General features: G+C 69.6%; 21 protein-coding genes and 1 tRNA gene. 6 read left to right on the plus strand and 16 right to left on the minus strand.

From position 1 onward, the window contains the following. Entirely contained in the window at positions 1–789 is a 789-nt protein-coding gene (locus AC0NH5_RS28940; protein ID WP_474409794.1) for an FhaA domain-containing protein, read from the minus strand. A gap of 230 nt (positions 790–1019) precedes the next feature. Here AC0NH5_RS28940 and AC0NH5_RS28945 point away from each other — a divergent pair. The 3 genes from AC0NH5_RS28945 (at position 1020) to AC0NH5_RS28955 (ending at position 2895) form a co-directional block, all read left to right on the plus strand. Then, positions 1020–1102, plus strand: a tRNA-Leu gene (locus AC0NH5_RS28945). A 274-nt stretch (positions 1103–1376) separates the two neighbouring features. After that, positions 1377–2195 (plus strand): WecB/TagA/CpsF family glycosyltransferase, encoded by an 819-nt coding sequence (locus tag AC0NH5_RS28950; protein WP_474409796.1) that lies wholly within the window; start codon positions 1377–1379, stop codon positions 2193–2195. A gap of 94 nt (positions 2196–2289) precedes the next feature. Further along, a complete protein-coding gene (locus AC0NH5_RS28955; protein ID WP_474409797.1) occupies positions 2290–2895 on the plus strand; it encodes a hypothetical protein in 606 nt (201 codons plus the stop codon). Here AC0NH5_RS28955 and AC0NH5_RS28960 read toward each other — a convergent pair whose 3' ends face one another. The 3 genes from AC0NH5_RS28960 to AC0NH5_RS28970 form a co-directional block, all read right to left on the minus strand. Continuing rightward, positions 2896–3342, minus strand: coding sequence for a hypothetical protein (locus tag AC0NH5_RS28960; protein WP_474409799.1), 447 nt, complete (start codon positions 3340–3342; stop codon positions 2896–2898). It abuts the gene before it with no gap. A gap of 196 nt (positions 3343–3538) precedes the next feature. Further along, positions 3539–3757 carry a DUF397 domain-containing protein gene (locus AC0NH5_RS28965; protein WP_474409914.1) on the minus strand — a complete coding sequence of 73 codons (219 nt, stop codon included), beginning with the start codon at positions 3755–3757 and terminating at the stop codon, positions 3539–3541. Next, positions 3727–4608, minus strand: coding sequence for a helix-turn-helix domain-containing protein (locus AC0NH5_RS28970; protein WP_474409800.1), 882 nt, complete (start codon positions 4606–4608; stop codon positions 3727–3729). The genes AC0NH5_RS28965 and AC0NH5_RS28970 overlap by 31 nt, the downstream gene beginning before the upstream one ends. 393 nt (positions 4609–5001) lie before the next feature. Here AC0NH5_RS28970 and AC0NH5_RS28975 point away from each other — a divergent pair, with 393 nt between their 5' ends. Then, entirely contained in the window at positions 5002–5304 is a 303-nt protein-coding gene (locus tag AC0NH5_RS28975) for a hypothetical protein (RefSeq protein WP_474409802.1), read from the plus strand. Positions 5305–5315: 11 nt separating this feature from the next. On the opposite strand, the gene AC0NH5_RS28980 is transcribed toward AC0NH5_RS28975, so the two are convergent. Then, a complete protein-coding gene (locus AC0NH5_RS28980; RefSeq protein ID WP_474409804.1) occupies positions 5316–5888 on the minus strand; it encodes a PASTA domain-containing protein in 573 nt (190 codons plus the stop codon). 287 nt (positions 5889–6175) lie between these two features. On the opposite strand from AC0NH5_RS28980, the gene AC0NH5_RS28985 reads away from it, so the two are divergent. Next, the gene (locus AC0NH5_RS28985) at positions 6176–7408 is read left to right on the plus strand and encodes a Hansenula MRAKII killer toxin-resistant protein 1 (RefSeq protein ID WP_474409806.1); all 1233 of its coding nucleotides are present in this window, start codon (positions 6176–6178) and stop codon (positions 7406–7408) included. 14 nt (positions 7409–7422) lie between these two features. On the opposite strand, the gene AC0NH5_RS28990 is transcribed toward AC0NH5_RS28985, so the two are convergent. Then, positions 7423–8901, minus strand: a complete 1479-nt coding sequence (locus tag AC0NH5_RS28990; protein WP_474409807.1) for a glutamate-cysteine ligase family protein — start codon at positions 8899–8901, stop codon at positions 7423–7425. A 186-nt stretch (positions 8902–9087) separates the two neighbouring features. Continuing rightward, positions 9088–9660 carry a YceI family protein gene (locus AC0NH5_RS28995; protein WP_474409809.1) on the minus strand — a complete coding sequence of 191 codons (573 nt, stop codon included), beginning with the start codon at positions 9658–9660 and terminating at the stop codon, positions 9088–9090. A 99-nt stretch (positions 9661–9759) separates the two neighbouring features. On the opposite strand from AC0NH5_RS28995, the gene AC0NH5_RS29000 reads away from it, so the two are divergent. Then, the gene (locus tag AC0NH5_RS29000; RefSeq protein WP_474409811.1) at positions 9760–10251 is read left to right on the plus strand and encodes a MarR family winged helix-turn-helix transcriptional regulator; all 492 of its coding nucleotides are present in this window, start codon (positions 9760–9762) and stop codon (positions 10249–10251) included. A 60-nt stretch (positions 10252–10311) separates the two neighbouring features. On the opposite strand, the gene AC0NH5_RS29005 is transcribed toward AC0NH5_RS29000, so the two are convergent. The 9 genes from AC0NH5_RS29005 to AC0NH5_RS29045 form a co-directional block, all read right to left on the minus strand. Then, complete coding sequence (locus AC0NH5_RS29005) at positions 10312–11469, minus strand: acyl-CoA dehydrogenase family protein (RefSeq protein ID WP_474409813.1); 1158 nt, start codon at positions 11467–11469, stop codon at positions 10312–10314. Positions 11470–11480: 11 nt separating this feature from the next. Next, positions 11481–13010 (minus strand): acyl-CoA carboxylase subunit beta, encoded by a 1530-nt coding sequence (locus AC0NH5_RS29010; RefSeq protein ID WP_474409815.1) that lies wholly within the window; start codon positions 13008–13010, stop codon positions 11481–11483. A gap of 211 nt (positions 13011–13221) precedes the next feature. After that, a complete protein-coding gene (locus AC0NH5_RS29015; RefSeq protein WP_474409817.1) occupies positions 13222–14529 on the minus strand; it encodes a chaplin family protein in 1308 nt (435 codons plus the stop codon). A 294-nt stretch (positions 14530–14823) separates the two neighbouring features. After that, on the minus strand, positions 14824–15789 hold the full coding sequence (locus AC0NH5_RS29020; protein WP_474409819.1) for a hypothetical protein: 966 nt from the start codon (positions 15787–15789) through the stop codon (positions 14824–14826). A 285-nt stretch (positions 15790–16074) separates the two neighbouring features. After that, a complete protein-coding gene (locus tag AC0NH5_RS29025; RefSeq protein ID WP_474409821.1) occupies positions 16075–16980 on the minus strand; it encodes a hydroxymethylglutaryl-CoA lyase in 906 nt (301 codons plus the stop codon). A 9-nt stretch (positions 16981–16989) separates the two neighbouring features. Then, positions 16990–18324: an acetyl-CoA carboxylase biotin carboxylase subunit gene (locus AC0NH5_RS29030; RefSeq protein WP_474409823.1), complete on the minus strand. Its 1335-nt coding sequence runs from the start codon at positions 18322–18324 to the stop codon at positions 16990–16992. A gap of 139 nt (positions 18325–18463) precedes the next feature. Further along, a complete protein-coding gene (locus AC0NH5_RS29035) occupies positions 18464–19069 on the minus strand; it encodes a TetR/AcrR family transcriptional regulator (RefSeq protein WP_474409825.1) in 606 nt (201 codons plus the stop codon). 48 nt (positions 19070–19117) lie between these two features. Beyond that, the gene (locus tag AC0NH5_RS29040; RefSeq protein ID WP_474409827.1) at positions 19118–21892 is read right to left on the minus strand and encodes a tetratricopeptide repeat protein; all 2775 of its coding nucleotides are present in this window, start codon (positions 21890–21892) and stop codon (positions 19118–19120) included. Then, positions 21892–23628 carry an HSP90 family protein gene (locus tag AC0NH5_RS29045; RefSeq protein ID WP_474409829.1) on the minus strand — a complete coding sequence of 579 codons (1737 nt, stop codon included), beginning with the start codon at positions 23626–23628 and terminating at the stop codon, positions 21892–21894. Before AC0NH5_RS29045 ends, AC0NH5_RS29040 begins: the two co-directional genes overlap by 1 nt. Positions 23629–23659: the final 31 nt, after the last annotated feature.

The following is a 23659-nucleotide window of genomic DNA, read 5'->3' on the forward strand; positions in this document are numbered from 1 at the left end:
CTAGCCGTCCACTCGGAAGGTGAGCGTGGTCGTGCCGAGCTGGATCATGTCGCCCGGGTTGAGTGCCACGGCGGAGACCCGCTGGCCGTTGACCATCGTGCCGTTGGTCGACCCCAGATCGGTCAGCACCACCTGGTTGCCGTCGTAGTCCAGCCGGGCGTGCCGGCGCGAGATGCCGACGTCCGGCAGGCGCAGGTTCGCCTGGTCGCCGCGGCCGATCACGGTCGAGCCCATCTGCAGCGGGTAGGTCCGTCCGTCACCGGAGACCAGACCGACGTTGCGGGGACCGCCGCCGTGACCGCCGTGCGGCGGATAACCGCCCTGCTGGTCGTACGGCGAGTACTGCGGGCCGGCGTCGTACGCCGGCTGTTGAACCGGGGCGACCTCGCCACCGGTGTAGACCTCGGCAGTGACACGGAACATACCCGTGTCCAGGCCGTCGCCCCGCTCGATCTCGACGATCACGTCGCCGTAGACGGTCCAGGCCTGCTCGCCGATGAACTCGGCCTGGGACTGCGCGAGCTCCTGCGCCAAGGCAGCAGCGTAGGGCGCCAGACGGCTGTGGTCGTACGGCGACAGGTCGATCACATAACGGTTAGGCACGAGAGTGCGGCCACCGGCAAGGATGGCCTTGTGTGCCTCGGCCTCCCGCTGCATGGCATTCAGAATCTCCACCGGGTGCACGACACCCTTGAACACCTTCGCGAAGGCCCCTTCGACCAGGCCTTCCAACCGCTTCTCAAAGCGCTGCAGCACGCTCACCGGCTCCTCCTCGGGTTCCGAGGACATGATGGTATCCGGCGACCGCTTGCGCATCTGTAGCCCAAGAGCAGCCGGCACTTCTGACCCTCGTATGACCGCTTACGACGCCGTGCTAATCTTCTCTGCGTCGCGGGCGGTATCAACTCGCTTAGTGACGTGCGACAGCGTAGTCTGTCGCAGCCAGTTACACGAAGCAGGCTCGACCGGCTCGCTTCGGTCACCGAGGTCAGATATATGATCTAGGGGACAAGTCACATGGGGATGTGGCGGAATGGCAGACGCGCACGGTTCAGGTCCGTGTGTCCGAAAGGACGTGGGGGTTCAACTCCCCCCATCCCCACGAGCGGCCTAGGGGCTCCGTGTTCGCGGAAAGCGCGAACCGGGGCCCCTCGTCATGCTGATCGGGGGGCCGAGCCCCCCGAACCCCCCACGGTGCGGTGGCTGCGGTGGAAGGTGCCTGGCTGGTCACTGTGGGTGATTCTTAACCCAGTTGTTGTACGGGCTGTTCGGGTGGCTGATGTCCTTCCCGGGGGTGGAAGAAGTCACCGTCACTCGGGTGGGGGGCGCTATGCTCGCGCCTTACTTTTTGTCGGTCTAGGGCTGGAGAGTTGTCCGTGTCGGTCACCGGTGTCGCCCAAGGCAAGCGCAACGTGCTCGGAGTGCTTGTTGATGTCACGGACTATGCGTCGGCGACTCGTCGGATCGTGGAGGCGGCGCGGGAGCAGCGGCCGTTCGCGGTGACGGCGCTCGCGGTGCACGGGGTGATGACCGGGGTGCAGGATCCGGCGCACAACGCCCGGCTGAACTCTTTCGACCTGGTGACGCCGGACGGGCAGCCGGTCCGGTGGGCGTTGAACCTGCTGCACGGTGCGGGGCTGGCCGATCGGGTCTACGGGCCGACGCTGACGTTGAAGGTCGTGGAGCAGGCGGCCGCCGAAGGTCTCCCGATCTATCTGTACGGGTCCACCCAGCCGACGCTGGACCGGCTCGTGCCGGCACTGCAGGGGATGTTCCCCGCGCTGAAGATCGCCGGGGTGGAGGCGTCGAAGTTCCGGTCGTCGTCGCCGGGTGAGCCGCGGGAGATCGCCGAGCGGATCAAGGCGTCCGGGGCGCGGATCGTGCTCGTCGGTCTGGGCTGCCCCCGGCAGGAGGTCTTCACCTATGCGATGCGTCCGCTTCTGGACATGCCGCTACTCGCCGTGGGCGCCGCGTTCGACTACCACGCGGGGCTGCTGAAGAACCCGCCCGCGTGGATGCAGAAGTACGCGCTGGAGTGGCTCTGGCGTCTCGGACTGGAGCCGAAGCGCCTGTGGAAGCGTTACGTGCTGCTCAACCCGGCGTACCTGGCCCGGTTGACCGCGCAGAAGCTCGGCCTGTGGAAGGCGACGCCGCCGATCCCGGCCACCGCGCCGGTGGAGTCGTTCGCGGTGTAGCAGCTCGTTCAGCAAGCGTTCAGGAACCCCTACGGGTGCCGGGTGGGGGCATAACCCGGTTTCGCGAAAGCGCGAATCGGTGAACGCTATCGATGTGAACACCGCTGTGGACGTCATCATGATCGGCACCCTCGCCGCCGTCTGGCTCGCCGCCGGGCTGCTGGTCGACGGACTGCCCACCGCGGGCACGGCTCGCGACCTGCGCCGCCGAGCCGTCCTTCTCACCGCTCTGGTGGGTGCGGGCGCCGCGGTGTTCCTCACGGTTCCCTTCATCGCCGGCCTGGTGCCAGGCATCTCGGCGGCACCGGGTGCGGCGCTGCTGCCGGCCGTGCCGGCCCTGATCGTGCTCACCGCCACGGTGCGCCGGCTGGCCTGGGTGCGGCGCGGTGCGGGCGCGTTCGCGACCGCACCGCTCGCGCCGGTGCCGCCGGCGCTGCGGGCCGCTGCCGCACACCCGCTGGTGGCCGCGCCACTGCAGATCACCGGACTGGCCGCCCTGGTGGGACTGCCGATCGCCGCGGGCCTGATCGAACTGCCGGGGGGTGGCACGCCGGGCGTCGCCGGCATCGCCCTCTCGGTCGTCGCTGTCGCTGTGCTGGCGATCGGCGTGCGCGCGGCGCTGCGGCACAGCCGCCTCGCCCCGCTGGTGATGGCGCCGCTCGGCCGCACCCGGTCCCGGGTCCCGGCCGACGCGCGCTGACTACTGCTTCTTGGCTTCCTGCACGTAAAGAAGCTCCAGGATGGAGCGTGCCGCCTCGAACCACCGGTCCAGCCAGTCCGACGTCGGCAGGGTGCCGCGCGCGGGGAGTTCGAGCAGCAGGCCCCGCAGCAGCGGGTGGTCGGCCATCGACTCGCTCGGTGAGCCGCTCTCCGACCAGGAGCTGGACGGGAACACCGGCTCGTTCAAGCCCTGCAGGTCGAGCGAGGGCAACTTGGCCGCCCGGTCCAGCGCGCTGGTCGGCTCGATGCTGTGTGACCGCCCCGGTGAGCGGGTCGGCAACCCCGAGCCGGTGCGCGACACCAGCTCGCCGTCGGTCTCCCCGGTCAGTGCGTCCCGCCGGTTCTGCCGGTACGCGCTCACGCCACCGCTGAACCGGTCCTGCGCGGTCGACGAACCGTTGCTGAGGTTCTCGGAACCAATCGTCATCTTCCTGCCTTGCCTCGTTCAGTCATCGTCCCGGCCGTCAGCGCGGTCCGGTCCGCGCTGGATCCCGGCGCGTGAGTCACGCGGCGGAACCTAGAGATGTCAACGAGGCGAGTCCCGCACAGCGACGGGAAAATCGGGCAAATAGCTACGGCCGACTCGGGTGTCCAGCGCGCCGGGCCGGCCGTACCGACATTATTCAGAGATCGAACTCGCCGTCCTTGGCGCCGCCCACGAAGGCGTCCCACTCCGCGGCCGTGAAGATCAGCGCGGGCCCGGCGGGGTTCTTGGAGTCGCGCACCGCGATCGCCTCGTTGACGAACGCCACCTCGACGCAGTTGTCACAGTTCGGGCCGCTTCGAGTGCTCTTGAACCACTGCGCATGGTTCAGATCGACCCGGAAACCCTTCGTCTTGATTTCCACAATGGCTCCTCAATCAGCAACTCGATCATGTCGATGGACTCCGCCGGATCCAGGGCCGAGGCCCGGATGGTGTCGAAGACGGTGACGTACTTGCGGAGTTCGTCGTCCTTCTCCAGGAACAGCCCGCCCGCCGCGTTCTCGGCGAACACCACGGCAGGGTCACCGGCCGAGGGGAAGTCGAGAATGGCAAACGCGCCGTCCATGCCCGCGTGCGCGCCGATCGCGAACGGCAGGACCTGGAGAGTCACATTCGGTAGCCGCGCGGTATCGACCAGTTGCCGTAGCTGGTCGCGCATCACCGCGTCGCCACCGACCGGACGGCTCACCACCGCTTCATCGAGCACCACCCAAAGATCGATTGGATCGTCCTGAATCAACAACGACTGCCGTTCCATGCGGACGCGGACCCGTTGCGCGTTTCTCTGATCGGTGTCATCCCATCGGGCGGATCTGATGAGCGCCATTGCGTAGTCCTCGCTCTGCAACAGGCCCGGAATGACCTGTTGCTCGTACGCGCGGATTGATCTCGCTTCGGCTTCCAGACCCACGTATGCGCTGTTCAGGACGGTGGAAAACGGGTGCCACCAACCCTTTTGGCGTGCGTCTCGTGCAATTTGGACCAGCTCTTCGGCGATTCGCGGCTCTACGCGATAAATGTCCAACATGTCCTGGACATCGCCCGGAGTTGCGCCGGTATGTCCGGTTTCAATGCGCGATATCTTCGACGGTGAGCAGCCGAGCCGTTCGGCCACCATGTCGATGGTCACGCCGGCCGCCTCACGATGCCTGCGCAGTTCCACTCCGAGACGGCGGCGACGGACGGTGGGGCTGCGGCGTCGAGTCACCTGATCAGTCTCCCCGCCGGGTTCTTGATCGTTCAAGCACATTGGATGATCACGGAGAATCACGGAAGGCTGACATGCAACTTGCATCGACGACACTGGTGGTGCAATCTTTCCGTAGGCCTTGCATCACTTAATGTTCTTGAGCGAGCAGGGCAAGTCAGGCGCAATAGATCAAAACGACGTCCGACACGGGGCGCCGAACCACTGGCAGTCTGTTGTGGACTGCCGCCCAGGACTGGGTGGCGGGGTCGGCGATAGTGACGTTCCGCAATCGTCTTCGATGGTTGGCACTCTCGAAGGCTTGCAAAGATGCATCAGACGGGCAGACTGGTGCATCTGTGTCACAGAGCGCAATAGCTACCACCCCACACGAGTCTCAGGGCAGGAGATGACGTGGTTCTTCCTCGGTCAGGTGATGTCATCCACGTGACGAAGGCGGCCAGCGTCCAATTCGCATCACCGATGCTCTTCCGGGTCATCCGGGTTCACGACTGGCCGACGTACGAGGGCTGGGTGTGGCTCGACGGCTACGAGCTGAACTCGGCCGGTGACGCGGTCGAACGCCGCTCCATCTTCGTCCAGGTCAGCGGCCTGCGACCGGTCGGCAAGGCACCCGACCCGCGCGCCCGCAACGGCCGTCAGCCCGCCTCACGGCCAGGAGCGATCCCGGCCCGGACGGTCCGCGCCCACCGCTGACCGGGCCGCTGTCAGTCTCCACCGGGCGCTGTCGTCGATGACGACGCCGGCTCCGCCGCGTTCGGCTCCGCCACGACCAGCGTGATCCGGGTGTCCGACGGCACCAGCCGGCCTTCCGGCGGATCGCTGTCGATCACCGTGTCCGGCTCGGCGTCGCTCGGCCGGCGAATCACTCGGAAAGTCAGGTTGCTCCGCTCCAACGCCGCCTTCGCGTCGGCCAGGGGCATGCCCCGCAACGCCGGCACGTTGACCTCCCGGTCCACCGGCTCGGTCGTCGGCGCGGTGGTGACTGCCGGGGCGGAGGTCGGCGCTGTGGTCTCCGGCACCGTCGTCTCCCGGGTGGTCGCTTGAGTGGTGACCGGAGCCTGCGCGGGCGGCTCGGCCTCCCCGCCCGAGTTCTGCACGATCACCGCGATGCCGAAGCCCAGCAGACCGAGCAGCACCAGCGCGGCGGTGCCGACCGCGATCGGCGTCCACCACCGTCCTTCACGCTGCTCGGCCGGTGCGAAATCGGCCCAGTCGGCCTCGTACTGGACGGTTTCTCCGCGCGGCGGCGGGCGGACGCCGGCCCGGCCGGTCCACACCTCTTTGTCCCGGTCATCCGATCGGGGGTCACCGGAAGGCTGAATCAGGGGTGGGTCAGCGGCGTCCGCGGGCGACATCGGGCGCGTCTCGTCCGGGCGGGGCGCACCGTCTCCCTCATCTGGCGGCCGCTCCTCAGGCATCGCCGGCCCCTTCCGCTTCCCAAGTCCGCTGCAGCGTCGTCGCCCGGCCAACGTATCGAATCTTGAGGCCAGATGGGGTTTCCGGCCGCGGAAAGCAGGTCCCAGCCATTTCCCAGACATCGGCGGTGACAAGTACAGTGCCCCGCATGGCCGAGAAGGGCTTGACAACGCAGGCCGGCGTCGCGGCCGGAATCGCGGCTGGTGCGGGTGCCGCCCAGCTGGGCCTCGGTTACGGGCTCGGGGTGATCACCTGGCCGGTCACCGCCGCCGAGGCGGAAAGCGTCTGGCTGGGCAGCCTCGGCTGGGCCACCTGGATCACGGCGAGCGCGACGGTGCTGGGCGCGGTGATCGCCGGTCGGCTGCGGCCCGTCCCGCCGGGCCGCTGGCGCGCCCTCTGGCGGTTCCTCCTGGCGGCCTCGTCGGCGCTCGGCGCGCTGGTCTCGGTCGCGCTGATCGCGCTGCCGGCCAGAGCAGCGGTACGCACGGACACGCTCTCCCCCCAGCTGGTCGCCGGTGGATACGCCCTGGCCGGCCTCCTCGCCGGCCTGGTCGTCGCGTTCTGGGCGGTCTCGTCGGCCCCGGTGGCGGCCAACCTGATCGGCACCGCGCTCTGGCTCTGGGCCCTGGCCGTCGCCGGTGTCGTCGCCGAGCTGGCCAGCGGCCGGGAGTTCGCGACCTATCTGACCAGCTGGCAGTTCGCCGAGTCGGCGAGCCCGGTGCGATACGGCGGCATCTACTGGCCGAGCGCGATGCTGACCCTGATCGCGGCGTTCGTGATCGGCCTGGTCGCGGCCTGGCCCGCCGCCCGCCGTGGCGGGCTCGGCCTGGGCACCGCGGTCTCCGGGGCAGTCGGCCCGCTGCTGGTGGCGTTCTCGTTCCTGATGCTGGCGCCGCAGCTGACCGAGGCCGCGGGTCCCTTGCAGTCGGCTTACCTGATCGCGCCCTACGCCGTCCTGGCCGGACTGGGCGGGTCGGCGCTGACGGTCACCCTGGAGCAGGGCCGGCGGAACCGGCAGGAGCGGGCGTCGGCAGGTGCCCTGCCCAGCGCGGAAGCCGCCGGCGACGATGGTCCCGAGCAGGCCGCTCCGGTTCCGGCCGGCGCCACCGAACCAGTCGCCACCACCCCCAGCGGGAAGCCGGTGGCAGCGGTTCCGGCCAAGGTGACCGGCCGGGCCGCCGCACCGGAGAGTGCCACCGCGCCGGAGAAGCCGAAGGCCGACGACGGCGATTCCCTCCTCGGCCTCACTGATCCGGAGATCGCCGAGGCGGCCCGCCCGTCCCGGTCGCCGGCCAAACGTCCCGCCCCACGCAAGGCCGGCAACACGATCACGCCGCCGCCGGCGAACCCGACCGTCGCCCGGATCAACCCGAAGAATTAGGGACAGGCCCCGGGTCACTCCACCGGCCAGGTGTGCACCGGCTCGTTGAGCCACTGCAGCTCCAGATATCGCTGGGTCATCTCCCGCACCGCCGCGAACCGGTCGGCGCCCCGGCACTGCTCGGCCGTGCGCACCGCGTCGGTCTGCCAGGTGGCGCCGTTGCGCCGGGTCCGGCACCGGCCCTCGATGATGCCGAGGAACCGGTCCCGCTGTGCCGGCTGCACCCCGAACCGGTCGAGTCCGGCGTACGCGCGGGGCAGCAGCGTCTCCAGGACCAGCTCGGCGACCGGCACCCGGCCCGATCCCGGCCAGTGCATCGCGGCGTCGATGCCGTCCCGGGCGCCGTTGCGGAAGTTCTCCGCCGCGGCGGCGAACTCCAGCCGGGACCAGATCGGGTCCTCCTCCTCGGCCAGTTCGGCGACCAGCCCGAAATAGAACGCGGCGTTGGCGACCATGTCGATGACCGTCGGCCCGGACGGGAGCACCCGGTTCTCCACCCGCAGGTGCGCGCGGCCGTCAATGACGTCGTAGACCGGGCGGTTCCAGCGGTAGACGGTGCCGTTGTGCAGGCGTAGTTCGTACAGCCGCGGGGTTTTGCCGGACTCCCAGACTGCCGCCGGATCCTCGTCGAACAGCTCCGGCAGCAGCGGCGGGAAGAACTGGACGTTCTCCTCGTACAGGTCGAAGACCGAGTCGATCCACCGTTCGCCGAACCACACCCGCGGGCGTACGCCCTGCGCCCGGAATTCGTCCGGACGTGGATCGGTGGCCTGTTCGAAGAAGACGATCCGGGTCTCCGCCCAGAGTCGCCGGCCGTGCAGGAACGGCGCGTTGGCGCCCAGCGCGACCTGCACCCCGGCAAGCGCCTGCGAGGCGTTCCAATATCTGGCGAAGTCGGCCGGCGCGATCTGCAGGTGGAACTGCACGCTGGTGCAGGCCGCCTCCGGTGCGATCGAGTCGCTGGTGCCCCTGTACCGCTCGACGCCGCGGATGTCGATCCGGAAGTCGTCGCCACGGGCACCGATGATCTCAGCGTTCAGTGCTTTGAAGCGCTCACCGCCGGAGAGGTTGTCCAGCACCAGGTGGCCGGGGGAGAGGGTGGGCAGCATGCCGATCAGCGCGAGCCGGCTCTCGCCCTTGCGGGCACATTCGGCCGCCCGGCGCAGACCGTCCAGGATGTCCCGTTCGTACTCCCCGAGCCCGTCGCCGGCGATCGACCGGGGTGGCACGTTGAACTCAATGTTGAACTTGCCGAGCTCCGGCTGAAAGCGCGCGTCGCACAGGGCGTCGAGGATCTCGGCGTTCCGCATGATCGGGTCAGCGTCCGCATCGACCAGATTGATCTCGATCTCCAGCCCGGTCGTGCGCTCACTCGGGTCGAACGCCCCCGCGTCCAGCATCCGGCCGAGAACATGCAGGCAGTCCCGCACCTTGTGCCGAAACCGGACCCGGTCCTGCGGCGAGAAGACGGCGTTCACCAGATCCTTGCCCATGGGCCCTCCCGGACAGCCAGGGACGAACCGAATGTCGATCACCGCTCTGTGATCGAACGCTTGCGTTCGGTTAGCCTGCCATCCCGGCGAGATGATCGCCAAATGGCCGAGGCGCCGTCCGGAGATCCGGAAGGCGCCTCGACTGTGGACGATCAGACAGCGATCGGCTCGACCTGCGGGCGATGATCAGCCCTGCTGCAGGATGGCCTCGCCCTCGATCTCGATCTTGACCTTCTTGCCGATCATCACGCCACCGGTCTCCAGGGCCATGTTGTAGGTCAGGCCCCAGTCCTCACGGTCGATCTCGGTGTGCGCGCTGAAACCGAAGAGGTGCTGCCCGTACGGACTGGTGGTGGCGCCCTCGAACTCGACGACCAGCTCGACCGGCCGGGTCACGTCCTTGATGGTGAGCTCGCCGGAGAGAACGAACTCCGCGCCGGAGTGCGACTTCACGCCGGTGCTGCGGTACTCCATCGTCGGGTACTTCTCAGCCTCGAAGAAGTCGCCGGTGCGCAGGTGGTTGTCGCGGTCGACCTGGCCGGTCTCGATGCTCGCGGTCTTGATCGACGCGGTGACCACGGTGTCGAGCGGGCTCTCGCCGACGACGATCGTGGCGCTCGCCTCGGCGAACTGGCCGCGGACCTTGCTGACCATGAGGTGCTTCACCACGAAGCCGACCCGCTTGTGCGCCGCGTCCAGCTCGTAGGTGCCGGCGGCGGGGATCTGGAGGCCTTCGAACTCACGGGTGCTGACGGTCATGACACTGCCTTCTCTCGAACCTCTGGGGATGCTTGTCTGACGGAGCAACTATATGCTCCGCAATATTCCTCCTGTCAAGCGCCTGCTAGTGTTGACCTCGTGACCGAGAACCTGGACGACCCGCGCCTCACCGCGATCGGCCTGCTCGCAGAGGCCTACACGGGATTGATGAACCGGCTCACCGCGCAGCTCGAGGAGCACCGCGTCTCCCCGGTGGAGTTCGAGGTGCTGATGCGCCTGGCGCGCTCACCCGGGCAGCGCCTGCGGATGACCGACCTGGCCGGTCAGACCACGCTTTCCACCAGCGGCGTCACCCGGGTCGTCGACCGGATGGAACGTGGTGGCCTGGTGCGCCGCGAGGCCTGCTCGACGGACCGGCGCAGCTCCTACGCGGTGATCACCGACGCCGGCCGGAGCCGGCTCGCCGAGGTGCTGCCGGGCCACCTGGAGCTGGTCCAGAGGTGGTATGTGGGGTTGCTCACCGAGGAGCAGATGTCCCAGTTGCTGACCTCGCTGCGAACCATCCGCGACACGGTCAACCCGTGCGCGGTGGCGGGCAGCACGGAGACGGAGACGGCCCTGCCGGCTTGATCGCCGCGGCCGGGCCGTCTTCCGCATTACAACGAAAACCTTCTTGGTGTACGGGTGGAGCTAGAGCCCGAGGCCACGCGCGATCAGCATGCGCTGCACCTCGGAAGTACCCTCGCCGATCTCCAGGATCTTGGCGTCCCGATAGAAGCGGCCGACCGCCGACTCGTTCATGAAGCCGTACCCGCCGTGCACCTGGGTGGCGTACCGGCTGTTCTCCATCGCGGCGTTGCTGGCGTGCAGCTTTGCGATCGCCGCGTGACGCTTGAAGTCGTCGCCGGCCAGCATCCGGGCGGCCGCGTCGTAATAACCGAGCCGAGCGGTGTGTGCCCGCAGATCCATGTCCGCGATCATGAACTGCACGGCCTGGTACCGGCCGATCTCCTTGCCGAACGCGGTGCGCTGCTGCGCGTACTTCACCGACTCGTCGACGCAGCCCTGGGCCAGCCCGACCGAGAGCGCCGCGATCGCGATCCGCCCCTCGTCGAGGATCCGCAAGAACTGGGCGAGACCCCGGCCCCGCTCGCCGAGCAGGTTGGCCGCCGGGACACGGACGTCGTCGAAGGACAGCTCGTGAGTGTCCGAGGCACACCAGCCGACCTTGGAGTACTGCGGGGCGACCGTGAACCCTGGGGTGCCGGACGGCACGATGATCGTCGACAGCTCCTTGGACCCGTCCGAGTTCGTCCCGGTCACCGCCATCACGGTGACCAGGCAGGTGATGTCGGTGCCCGAGTTCGTGATGAACGCCTTCGTCCCGTTGATCACCCATTCGCCGGTCGCCTCGTCGAGCACCGCGCGGGTGGTGGTGCCGGCCGCGTCCGAACCCGTGCCCGGCTCGGTCAGACCGAAACCGGCCAGCGCCTCGCCGCTGGTCAACCGAGGCAGCCACTGGTTGCGCTGCTCAGGCGTGCCGTACCGGTAGATCGGCATGGCGCCGAGCGAGACGGCGGCCTCCAGCGTGACCGCCACCGAACTGTCCACCCTGGCCAGCTCCTCCAGCGCGAGGCAGAGCGCGAAGTAGTCGCCGCCCATGCCGCCGTACTCCTCCGGGAACGGCAGACCGAACAGACCCATCTTGCCCATCTGCCGCACCAGCTCGTACGGGAAGGTCTTCTTCTCGTAATGCTCGGCGATCACCGGAGCGACCTGTTCCCGGGCGAAGTCCTGCACGCTCGCGCGCAACTCCTCGTACTCGTCACCGAGCCGGAAGTCGACCATGACGATCCCTTCTATACAGGCGTGACGCCGTGCCGGCGCCGAGAGAACGCACGTTCCTTGTTGCGCGCCGCGGCGAACCGCCGAACCAGCTCGGCCCTCAGGTCGCCCGGTTCCACCACGGCGTCCACGACGAGTTCGCTGGCCAGGCGCATGATGTCGATGTCGCGCTCGTACTCCGCGCGGCGCCCGGCGACGAACGCGGCCCGCTCGTCGGGATCCTCGATCGCCGCGATCTTGTTGGCGTAGACCGCGTTGACGGCCGCTTCGGCGCCCATCACCGCGATCTTCGCGGTGGGCAGCGCGATCGTGGCGTCCGGCTCGAACCCGGGTCCGGCCATCGCGTACAGCCCGGCGCCGTACGCCTTGCGGACCACGACACAGATCTTCGGCACGGTCGCCTCGGAGATCGCGGTAATCATCTTGGCGCCGTGCCGGATGATGCCCTGCTTCTCCACAGCCGTGCCGACCATGAAGCCGGGGACGTCGGTCAGGAAGAGCAACGGCACATTGAAAGCATCACAGAGTTGGACGAAGCGGGTGGCCTTGTCGGCGGAGTCGACGAAGAGCACCCCGCCCTTGAACATCGAGTTGTTGCCCACCACGCCGATCACCTCGCCGTTCAGGCGGGCGAACCCCACGGTGAGCTCTCGCGCCCACAGCGCGTGGATCTCGAAGAACGAGCCCTCGTCCACCAGACCTTTCACGTACCGCCGCATGTCGAAGGCCTGCCGCTCGCTGGCCGGAACCAGCGCGGCCAGATCGACACCGGCAGGCTCCGCGCTCGCCGCCGCAGGCGGGTTCGCAGTCCAGTTGGCCGGCAGGTACGACAGGTAGGTGCGGACCACGTCGAGCGCGTCCTGCTCGGTCTTGCACAGGAAGTGGCCGACGCCGGACTCGGCGCAGTGCACCCGGGCGCCGCCCATCGCCTCGAGGGTGGTCTTCTCCCCGGTGACCATCTCGACCATGCGGTCGGAGCCGAGGTACATGCTGGCGTTGCCCTCGACCATGGCGACCACGTCGCAGAAGGCCGGAATGTACGCCCCGCCCGCGGCTGAGGGCCCGAACAGCGCGCACACCTGGGGGATCGAGCCGGAGGCCTTGACCTGGTTGTGGAAAATCTTCCCGGCGCCGCGGGGGCCGGGGAAGAGGTCGACCTGGTCGGTGATCCGGGCGCCGGCCGAGTCCACCAGGTAGACCATCGGCACACCCTGCCGGTACGCCCGCTCGATGATCCTGATGATCTTTTCGACCGTGCGTGCACCCCAGGAGCCGGCCTTGACCGTGGAGTCGTTGGCCATCACGCAGACGTCCCGGCCGTCGATCCGGGCGACTCCGGTGATCACGCCGTCGGCGGGCAACCCGTCGGCCAGACTGTTGGCATAGAGCCCGTCCTCGACGAAGGAGCCCTCGTCGACCAGCAGCGCGACCCGTTCCCGGGCGAAGAGCTTGCCCTTGGCGGCGTTCGCGGCGTGGTACCGCTCGGCGCCGCCGGCCAGCACACGCTTGCGCACTCCGGCCAGTGCGTCGCCGTCCATGACCACCCGTCCTTAACGGTCGTTATCCTTAACGAGCGTTAGGCTAGCTCACCGAACGGCTCCCGGCAACGCCGAACGGGAGTCCTCGCGAAGGCGAGGACTCCCGTGGCGTTGCACTGCTACCGGCGCTGTGGAGAAGCTCCGGCGGTCACCGGCGCCGCAGCGGCCCGGCGCGAGTCACGCCCAGGACGGCGCGACCCGGATCTGTTGCCTCAGGTCAGCGAACGGCCTGGAGCACGTTGAGCCCACCGAGGTCGGTGCTGCCGACGCCGCCGAGACGCTCGGTCAGGTCGCCGACCGGGGAGTTCTCGGTCGCCCGGCCACCGGTCTTGGTGCCGTACTTGTCCGGCTTGGTGTCGCCGTAACCGTCGTTGTCGACCGCGTCCGGCTTGGTGTCGCCGTAACCGTCGTTGTCGACCGCGTCCGGCTTGGTGTCGTTGTAGCCCTTGTCGCCACGAACGTCACCGTCGTCGTCGGGACCGTAGCCGCCCTTGTCGTCGTCGACGTCGGGACGGCCCGGGTACGGCCGGTGGCCGTGGTCGCCACGGACGCCGTCGTCGCCCCAGACGTCGTCACCGAAGATCGGCTTACCGTGGCCCGGCTTGATCCAGCGGATCTGCTTGCGGCCGGTGTCGCCGTCCATGATGACGTTGTTGCAGGAACCGACCGCGGTCGAGCTGCCGAGCAGCGCGCCGAGCGAGTTGCCGCAGGCGTTGATCGGAACGGTGATCGGCGCCGAGATCTGGTTGCCGGTCAGGAAGCCGCGGTTGCCGGCGCTGAGCTGGCCGACCCGGGTGCCCCGGCCGCGGTCACGGTCGCTGTCGCAGCAGCCGTTCTCGGCGTGCTTGCCCTTCTTGCTCTCCAGGTTCCAGCCCGACTTGCGGCTGTTCGGCACGCCGACCACGTTGTTGCAGACGCCGACGCCCTGGCTGGCGCCGAGCAGCGCGAGCGAGTTGCCACAGGCGTTGATCGGAACCGTCACCGGCACCGAGAGCTGGTTGCCGGTCAGGAACCCGGAGTTGCCGGCGGCGATCTGGCCGACGCTGTTCACGCCACCGTCGCGACCGTCGTTGTGCCGGAAGCCGCTCTCGGAACGGGCACTCTCCTGGAAGAGCACGTTGTTGCCGACGCCGACACCGGTCGACTTGCCGAGCACGGCGGCCGAGTTGCCGGAGACGTTCACCGGCACGGTGATCGGAACGGAGATCTGGTTGCCGGTCAGCACGCCGGAGTTGCCGGCGCTGAGCTGGTCCACGTCGGTGCCGCCACCGTCGCGGCCGTGCTCCAGCAGGACGTTGTTGCCGACGCCCCGGGCCTGGGAGAACCCGGCCACGGCGGCCGAGTTGCCGACCAGGTTGACCGGCACGGTGACCGGCAGGGAGATCTGGTTCCCGGTGCCGATGCCGCTGTTGCCGGCGGTCAGCTGGCCGATCTCGTCGGCCTGGGCGGCGGCGGGGGCGAACAGGAGAGCACCGGCGGCCAGGACGCCGACGCTGAGAGTCTTACGGACCCACGTCTTCTTCATGAGAAAGAGATGCCTTTCGCAATGGTCAGCACAATAATTTCCGCGTATTAAATTGAATTGGTTCCGGAATCCGTTTTCGGGCGCAGCGGTGCCCTGGCGCGTTTCTCCGGCCCTGACTCCGCCTGTCGACCGCGCCCATGTGCCGGCGCTTCGAGCAGTGGAAAGTGATGTTCTCCGGCGGTCCCGGGATTCGCCGCTTGTGCGCAAACGGTTGGGGAATCACGTGGCCCGGACGCGGTGCCGAAGCGCCGGTGGGAAGCGACGGCCAGGGGGCTTCGGCCGTCGGGCCCTCACTCAGTCAGGTGAGACGGTCGGGGCCTCGGCGTCGTGCCGCCGGACCTCGACATCGGTCGCGGGCCGGCGCAGGTGGTGGTCCACCGCGCTGTTCCCGGACCGGGCCGGTAGGACGGCTGCCGAGCCGACCTCCGGAGACGCTCCCGGCCCACCGGCCGGGATGCCGCTGACTGTCCCGAGGTTCATCCGCACCGGTTCCGGCTGGTCGCCGGGCTCGTCCTCGCGGATCGTCTCCGGCGTTGCCGGCCGGGCGGCCGGAGCATGCCGATGAACGTGGGACCTGGAGCCTGCCTCGTCGTGCCGGACCCGGGGAGAGCCGATCGGGGCACGTGAGGCACGGGTGCTGTCGCTCGCCTCGGCGAGCGGTTCCGACGGCGCCTCCACCCGGGCGCGGTCGGTGCCCTTGCGGGGAGTCACCTCGTCGGGGACGGCAGCCGGTGTGACCCGCACCGGCGCTTCCACCGGCGCTTCAACCGGCACGATATCGGCCGGTACGGCCGCCGCCGGCTCGGTCACGACGTCCGCGGCGGTCGCCGCCGGCTCGGTCCCGGCCCGGTGGTCCGCTGTCCCGTCGCTGGTACGCGGCAGGGCGGACACCGTACGCATGACCGCGCCGACGGGTTCCGCGTCGATCGCGGTTCCGTCGTGCACGACCTTGTCGAGCGCTTCCACCGGCTCGGACAGCACCCGTTCCGGTGCCGTGAGGATCGACGTCACGGCGGGACGCCGGTGGGCTCTCGGTGTGGACTCCAGCGGCTGGACGGCCGCCTTCAGGAGTTCGCCGACCTGGGGTTCGTCGCCGGCCACCGACGCGACACTGTGCAGCGCGGACCCGAGCAGCGAGCCTTCCGGCTCGCGCTCGTGGTCGGCCGCGTGTGCGGCGGAGCCGGTGAGCAGCCACGCTGCCCCGGCCAGGCCACCGACGACGAGTGCACGCAGGACCCACCGGGAACCGGTACGTCCCACGCGGCGCTCCGGTCGCCGCTCCGTCCCCTGGCTTTGGGACGGCATGAGCGGGGAGACGCCATGGGCGACCGACAGGCGGCACGCCGTGCGCGCTTCGCGCTCGACCTCCCAGCCCGCCATGACTCACCCCTCGTCGTTGTTGTCGACCGGTGGCTTATACACCTACTTCGCCACCTATGAGGCAGGAACAGGCGATATTGGCCACTCGGTATTGGTAACGACGGGAGCGATCCGAAAGTCACGCGGGCAAATCGGAAAAATGATCGTAGGAAAGAGGGGCGAGAATCACACAGTGCGCGTTCGGGGACCCGCGCGCAGGACTCCCGATGGCAAGAATCGGCCGACCAGGCGTTCAGCCAGTCCAGCCGCCTCGATCAGCTGATCGAGATCAATTCCGGTATCGATCCCCATGTCATGCAGCATGTGCACGACCTCCTCGGTGGCCACGTTCCCCGAGGCGCCCGGCGCGTACGGGCACCCGCCCAGACCACCCGCGCTGGCGTCGAACTCGGTCACCCCGAGCTCCAGCGCGGTGAGGATGTTCGCCAGGCCCGTACCCCTGGTGTTGTGGAAGTGCAGGAGATCAGGGCGCACCGCGGAGAGCAGGTCACGCACCCGCCGCGGGGTTCCCATGCCGGTCGTGTCGCCGAAGGCGATGCGATCTGCGCCGTCGGCGCGGACCCGGGCCACGATGCCGGCCACCCGGTCCGGATCGATGTCACCCTCGAACGGGCAGCCGAAGCTGGTCGCGACGATCACCTCGAGTGTCGCGCCCGCGTCGTGCACCAGCGGGATCAGCTGGGCGATGTCGTCCAGCGACTCCTCGGTCGACCGGTTCAGATTGCGCCGGTTGTGGGTGTCGCTCGCCGACACCACCACCTCGATCTCCCGAAAACCGGCCGCGATGGCCCGCTGGGCGCCACGGGAGTTGGGGATCAGTGCCGAGTAACGCACGTCCGGGTTGTGCCAGGCCCGCGCCCAGACCTCGTCCGCGTCGGCCATCTGCGGAATGGCCTTGGGGTGCACGAACGAGACGGCTTCGATGCGCCGCACGCCGGTCCGGCTCAGCGCGTCGATCAGCTGCACCTTCGCATCGGCCGGGATCGGCTCCTCGTTCTGCAGGCCGTCGCGGGGCGCCACCTCGCGGATGGAGACCGCACTGACGGGTGCGCTGCTCTTCGGTTCGCTCATGTCGTCCGCTCACCGCATCCGGGAGACGATGCCGGTGTCGTAGTCGCCGGAGAGGAACTCCTGGTTCTCCAGCAACTCGGCGAAGAACGGAAGGTTGTTCTTCGGGCCGGCGATCTGGAATCCGGCGACCGCGGCACGCGCCCGGGCGATCGCTTCCGCCCGATCGGAGCCGGAGATGATCAGCTTCGCCATCAGGGAGTCGTAGAACGGGGTGACCGTGGTCCCCTCGGCATAACCGGAGTCGACGCGTACCGCCTCGCCGGACGGCTCGACCCAGGTCGCGACCTTCCCGGGGCCGGGCAGGAAGCGCTTCGGGTCCTCCGCGTTGATCCGCAGCTCGATCGCGTGACCGCTGGTGGCCGATGCGAGATCCACATTGGGGGCCAGCCCGGAGGCGATCCGCAGTTGCTGCTCGACCAGGTCGATGCCGTGAATGATCTCGGTGATCGGGTGCTCCACCTGAAGCCGGGTGTTCATCTCCAGGAAGAAGAACTCACCGGCGGCCGGGTCGAGCAGACACTCCACAGTGCCCGCATTGCGGTAATTAACCGCTTCGCCAGCTTTCACGGCTGCTGCCAGGAGACGTTCCCGCAGCTCGGGGCCGACCGCCGGCGACGGCGCCTCCTCGACGAGCTTCTGGTTGCGCCGCTGCACCGAACACTCCCGCTCGGAGAGGGCGATCACCCGGCCGTCGGCGAGACCGAGGATCTGCACCTCGACGTGACGTACCCGGGGAAAGTAGCGCTCGATCAGCACGGACCCGTCACCGAACATCCGCTCGGCGAAGGCGCGGACCTTCTCGTGCTCGGTGCGCAGGGTGGCCTCGTCGGTGGCCACCGCCATGCCCATCCCGCCGCCGCCGGCCGCCGCCTTCACCATGACCGGGAAGCCGATCGCGGCAGCCGCCTCCAGGGCGGCCTCGGCCGTTGCCGCCGGCTCCCGCGTGCCCGGCGCGACCGGCACGCCGGCCGCGGCCATCAGGTTGCGCGCATTGATCTTGTCGCCCATCGCGGTGATCGCGTCGGCGCCGGGGCCGACCCAGACCAGGCCGTTGGCCTCGACCGCGCGGGCGAAGTCGGCGTTCTCGCTGAGAAAGCCGTAGCCGGGGTGGATGGCCTGGGCGCCGGTCGACTTCGCGGCCGCCAGGATCGCCTCGGTGTTGCGGTAACTCTGGGCGGGGTTCGCCGGCCCGACACAGACGGCCTCGTCGGCCTCACGGACGTTGGGCATCTCCGCGTCAGCCTCGGAGTGAACGGCGATCGTCCGGATCCCCAGCCGCTTCGCGGTGCGGATGATCCGGCGGGCGATCTCACCCCGGTTGGCGACGAGCAACGACTCGATCATGGCGCTCTCTTCTGTCGGTTCCTCCGCCCGCGGCAGGGGTCTCCTGTCCGTAACGGGCGCTGCCGATGGTGCGGCCCGAGCGCGAGGGTCGTCGTCGTTGTGCGGCAGCGGCCGCCGCGCCGGGCCGGGTCCCTATTTTCTAGTGGCCGGTCAGCGCGTGCATCGCGGCGTCGCGCAACAGGTCCGCCCGGCGGCGGCGTTCCACCTCGCCGCCGAGGAACGGCGTCGAGTTCATCAGGCCGAACGCGGCGTGTGCCAGCACCCGGGCCTCCGCAGCCTCCAGCTCGGGGCGCACCCGGGAGAGCACGGCGACCCACTCCTCGACGTAGAGCCGCTGGAGCCGGCGAATCTGCCGGCGCGGCTCCTCGGGAAGGCGGTCCAGCTCGTGCAGGTGCAGGGCGATCACCGCGGGGTTCGCCAAGGCGAAGTCCACGTGGAAGTCGATCAGATCGGCCAGCGCCGCCTCGGCCTTGTCAGGGTGGCGGGCGACCCGTTCCTGACCGCCGGCCAGCAGGCCCTCGCTGACCGGGATCAGCGCGGCGACCAGCATCGCCTCCTTGCCGGCGAAGTGGTGATAGAGGGCTGGGCCGGTGACGCCGGCGGCGGAGCCGATGTCGTCCATCGACACACCGTGGTAACCACGGGACGCGAAGAGTCCCACCGCGATCTCGAGGATCTCGTCGCGGCGGGACCGCCGCCGAGGCGCCGGCGGGGTGGTCCGATGCCGCTGTTCAACCGTCGTCACTCGGCAACTGTAACCCGATGTCAAGCCCTCACTTAACGGTCGTTCAGCCTAATCTTCGGCGGCTCGAGCCTCCGCGTACAGCTCGGCGGCCCACTCCAGCCCGGCGGACTCCAGGTCCCGGCCCGCCAGCACCGCCTCCAGGATCTGCCGGGCCTCGCCGGCCGAACCCGACCGGAGCAGCGCCTCGGCGAGCATGCCCGCCACCCGGTCGGCGTCGTCGCCGGCGCCGATCTCCCGCAGCCGCTCCGGGGCGCCCCGCAAGTGCGGCACCGCCTCGCCGAAGCGGCCACGGCGCATCAGCAGATTACCGACCTCGAAGGCGAAGATGGACCTGCCCCACCGCACTTCCGGCTCATCGGCCGCCTCAGCGGGAAGCTCGGCGTACCGCTGGGCGGCCAGCCGGATGACCTCCTCGGCCTCGTCCACCTCGTCGGCGTAGTTGTGGGCCATCAACCGGCGGCGCAACAGGCGCAGCTCGCCCACCGGGTCGCCGGACTCACGGAGCGCATCGGCGGCGGCCCGGAAGGTCAGGGCGGCCTCGCTGTCCCGATCCAGGTCGTAGAGAAGCTGACCCGCCTGCTCACCGATCTGCCCCCGGCCCGCTGGATTGTCCGCCAGCCGTTCGAGCAGGTCGCGATAGACGGCGAGCGCGCGGGTGGTGTCGTCGAGATCACGGTAAACGGCGGCGAGCAGGAACCGGGTGTCGTTGGCCGGCTCCTCGAAGCCGAGCCGCTCGAAACCCAGCAGCGCCTCCTCGGCCACCTCGACCGCCTCGGTGAGCCGACCGGACAGGCGGTACGCCTGCGCGAGGTCCTGCCGGGCGAACACACCGCCCTCGTCCAGCCCGCTCTCGGCGCAGAGCGCCACCACCTCGACCAGATCGTCGACGGCCTCGGCAGCCCGGTCCAGCTGCATCAACGCGCGGGCCCGGTGCACCCGGGCGGTCATCTCGGCACCGGGCACCCCGGTGGCCAGCGTCTCGTCGAGAGCCGTCACCGCCTCCACCGGATTCGCGCTGAGCTGGCCGACCACCGCCGCGGCGAAGGCGCTCAGCCGGGCCGGGCCGTGCGCCCGGAAGAACTCCCACCCGCCGCGGGCAGCCTCCAACGCCTCCTCGTGCCGGTGTGCCGCACCCCGGACCTGAGCGCGCACCATCGCGTGGTGGGCGCGCCGCCGCGCATCGGGCTCCACCTCGAGGTGCTGGTCGGCCCGATCGATCGCCTCGTTGGCCTCGTCGTGCCGGTCCAGAGCCGCGTACATCCGGGACAGCCGCATCCACGCGGCGGCACGGTCGCGCGGACCACCCCGCTCGCCGAAATGGGCCACCTCGGCCTCGACCGCGGCCAGGCCCTCCGCCGGCGCCCCGGCGAAAACCCGGTCCAGGCCGAGCCGGGACCGCAGCTTGACCGCCTGGGCGATGTCGCCGGCCTGCTCGTAGAACTCCAGCGCACGCTCCCACGCGGCGACACAGCCGACCTGGTCGTCGCCCTCCCGCAGCCGCTGGCCACGCGCTCGCCAGAGCCGCGCCGCGAGCAGCGCGTCCTCGGGCTCGCCGAACCGCGCTTCGAAAGCGTCCAGGACGGCGGACATGGCGTCGTACCGATCGTCCTCCCAGTGCTGGTCGGCGAGGTCGAGCAGCTCGGCGGCGGAGACCTGCGGGACCTCGATCGGCGCCGGCGCCGGCTGGACGGCCGGGCTGACCACCACGGGGGCACGGCGCCGGGCGGTGGCCGAGAGGTTGAGCTCGACACCGTACGGCTTCTCGGTCAGCACCTCGTTGATCAGCGTGCTCTGCCGGTCGGTGCCGTTGCGCTCGTCGAACCGGGCGGCCAGATCGGTTGCCACCGTCGCGAGTTCCTCGGCCAGCGCCGCGGCGGTGACGTCATCGCGTCCGGCACGGCGGATCGGGGAGCCACCGTGCCCGAGCTCGGCGACCCGGCCCAGCAGGGCGGCACCGGCCGCCGCGAACTGCATCGCCGAGGCCGGCGACGGCGCCCGGTCCAGCCAGTCGATGTGCCGCTGCAGGATCTCCAGACCACGGTGCTCGTTCCCGGTCCGCGCACAGAACCGGATGTGGTCGGCGATGCCCCACAGGTCGGCGAGGTTGTTCCGCTCGATCAGATAGGCACGGCGATGCGCGTCGGCAGAGTCGTCGAGCCGCCCCACCCGCAGGTAAGGCACCATCAACTCGCTCAGGATGCCCTGCGGCTGCTCGGCACAGTTCAGCTCCTCGGCGAGCGTCGCCACCCCACGCTCGACGGCCTCGTCGTAACGCTCGCTGTCGCTCAGGTGCCGGAGCAGGGTGGTCGGGTCGCACCCGGCGCAGTCGGAGAGCGAGTCACGCGGCGTGGACTGCCACTTCTCGAACCAGTCCTCCGCCTCCGTCAGGTGACCGACGTGCCGGGCCACCAGATAGCGGTGCTTGTAGACGGCCTGCAGACCCTGGCCGTGCTCCCTGTACCGCCGCTCCATGTCGTCCAGGACGGCGCTGGTGCGGGCCAGCGGCACCTCGGGGAAATCGGTCAGCGAGTTGACCATCGTCTTGAAGAGCCAGAGCAGGCTGTGCATCCAGCGCTGGTGGTACGGCTGGGGGTTGCGGTCGAAGTCGGCGACACACCAGGAGAAGGTGGGGAACGCCTTCACCGGCTCGCCACCGTAGACATAGGCGTTCGTGGCCAGCAGCCGGCTGTAGAAGGCCAGCTGCGGGTCGCCGGTCGCGTCGGCGTGCCGGAGCACCTGCTCGACCAGGGCGATCTGTGCCGCACCGAACGGCAGGTCCTCCGCCTGGGACAACAATCCCCAAAGCTCGTCAGCGGTCTTCATCAGGCGTCCTCCCCAGGAACGGCGCGGTCCAGCAGGCCGAGGAACGACGTGGTCAGCAGCGCCGCGTCGGACGGCCGGATCGGATGGTGGCCGAGCAGCAGCGCCTGCCCGTACAGCGACTCGACGGCCAGGCCGGCCAGCTCCGCGTCACCGAGGGCGGCCACCCGGCGGACCAGGGGGTTGCGGTGGTTGAGCACGAGCTGCGGCCGGTCGGTCGGGACGGTCTGCGACAGCGCGTCGAGCACACCGCCCCACAGATCGTCGGCCTGGTCGCGGCTTGCGGTGAAGTCGTCGTGGAACGCGGCCGCCCGGCTGACCAGATAGAGCGCGGGCAGGGTGACCGGGTCGAACGCCCGCACCACGACCTCGCAGCCGAGCCGGTCGAGCCGGCGCTGGGCCGCGGCCAGGAACGGGCGCAGCCGCAGCTCGGTCTCGGCGTCCAGCGGGAGGAACCGGGTGGTCAGGTCGGTCGGGTCGAGGCGCTCCACCCGGACCTGCGGATCTGTCTTCGCGAGCCGTTCGATCAGCTCGGCGTCATAGACGTACCCACCGTTGATGAGGCCGACGTCCTGAGCCGCGGCGACCGCGGCCAGCTGCCGGAACTCGTCGGCGGTGGCGGCGTAGCGCAACACTCCGTACCGCTCGCGGAACTCGGCGAGCGTGATCTCCCCCATGTTGGTCTGCATCGGGTACCACTGCTCGACCAGGCGCAACATCTCGTCGTCATGCAGAGCCAGGGCCTTGACGCCCAGGTGGTGCACGCGCAGGAACTCGCCGAGCCGGCGCGGGTCGGTGGCCGCCAGCCGCACCAGCCAGCCCCGGATCTGGTCGGCGATCGCCTCCCGGGTCTCGGCGAGCTGGCCGTCGTCGTAGAGCGACTCCCGGCTCGCGGTGGGACGCAGCTCGGCGCTGTCCACCACGCACCGGGCGAAGAACGCCCACTCCGGCAGCAGGCCCTCGACGCTCTCGGCCAGCAGCATCCGCTTCAGGTAGACCCGGTGCCCGCCCCGGCTCGCCGGGTTCACCGGGGTGGACAGGATGAACGCGGCGCCGGTGAGCCCGGCCGCCGGCACGTTCAGGTCGATCACGTCGAACGGGCGGAACCCGAGGGTCCTCTCCGCCCACGCCATCCGGGCCTGCTGGGGCAGCTCCCACGGCAGGCCGCCACCGGTGACGACGTGCCCGTCGACGGAGACCTCGACGGGGAGCAACGAACCGTACTGACCGGCCAGCTCGGTCACGGTCCGGCTGGTCAGGAAGTGCTCGGCGCCGCGGCGCGGCAGGAGGGTGACCGTGGTGCCGGGCTCGCGCTCCGGGCCGGGGCGCACCTCGTAACGACCGTCGGAGAAACCGGTCCACAGGACCGGAGGCGCGTCCTCCCGCCGGGTGTGCACCCGGATCTCGTCAGCGACCATGAAGCAGGAGAGCAACCCGATGCCGAACTGGCCGAGGAACTCGTGCCGGGCGAAACCGAGCTCGTCACGCTTCGAGCTGCGGCCGATGGTGGCCAGCAGCTCGTGCACCTGGGCCTCGGTGAGACCGATCCCGTTGTCGCTGATCCGCAACGTGTCGCCGGTGACGATCGCCACGGTGCCGGTGTGCTCCGGGCCGACCGCGGTGATCGCATCGACGGCGTTCTGCAGCAGCTCGCGGATGTAGACGCGTGGGCTCGCGTACAGATGGTGGCTGAGCAGATCGACGATGCCCCGGAGGTCGACCTGGAACGTGTTGCTCACGGTGCGGGACGGTACCGGTTGGCACCGACAA

The organism is Actinoplanes sp. 13, from assembly GCF_056134165.1.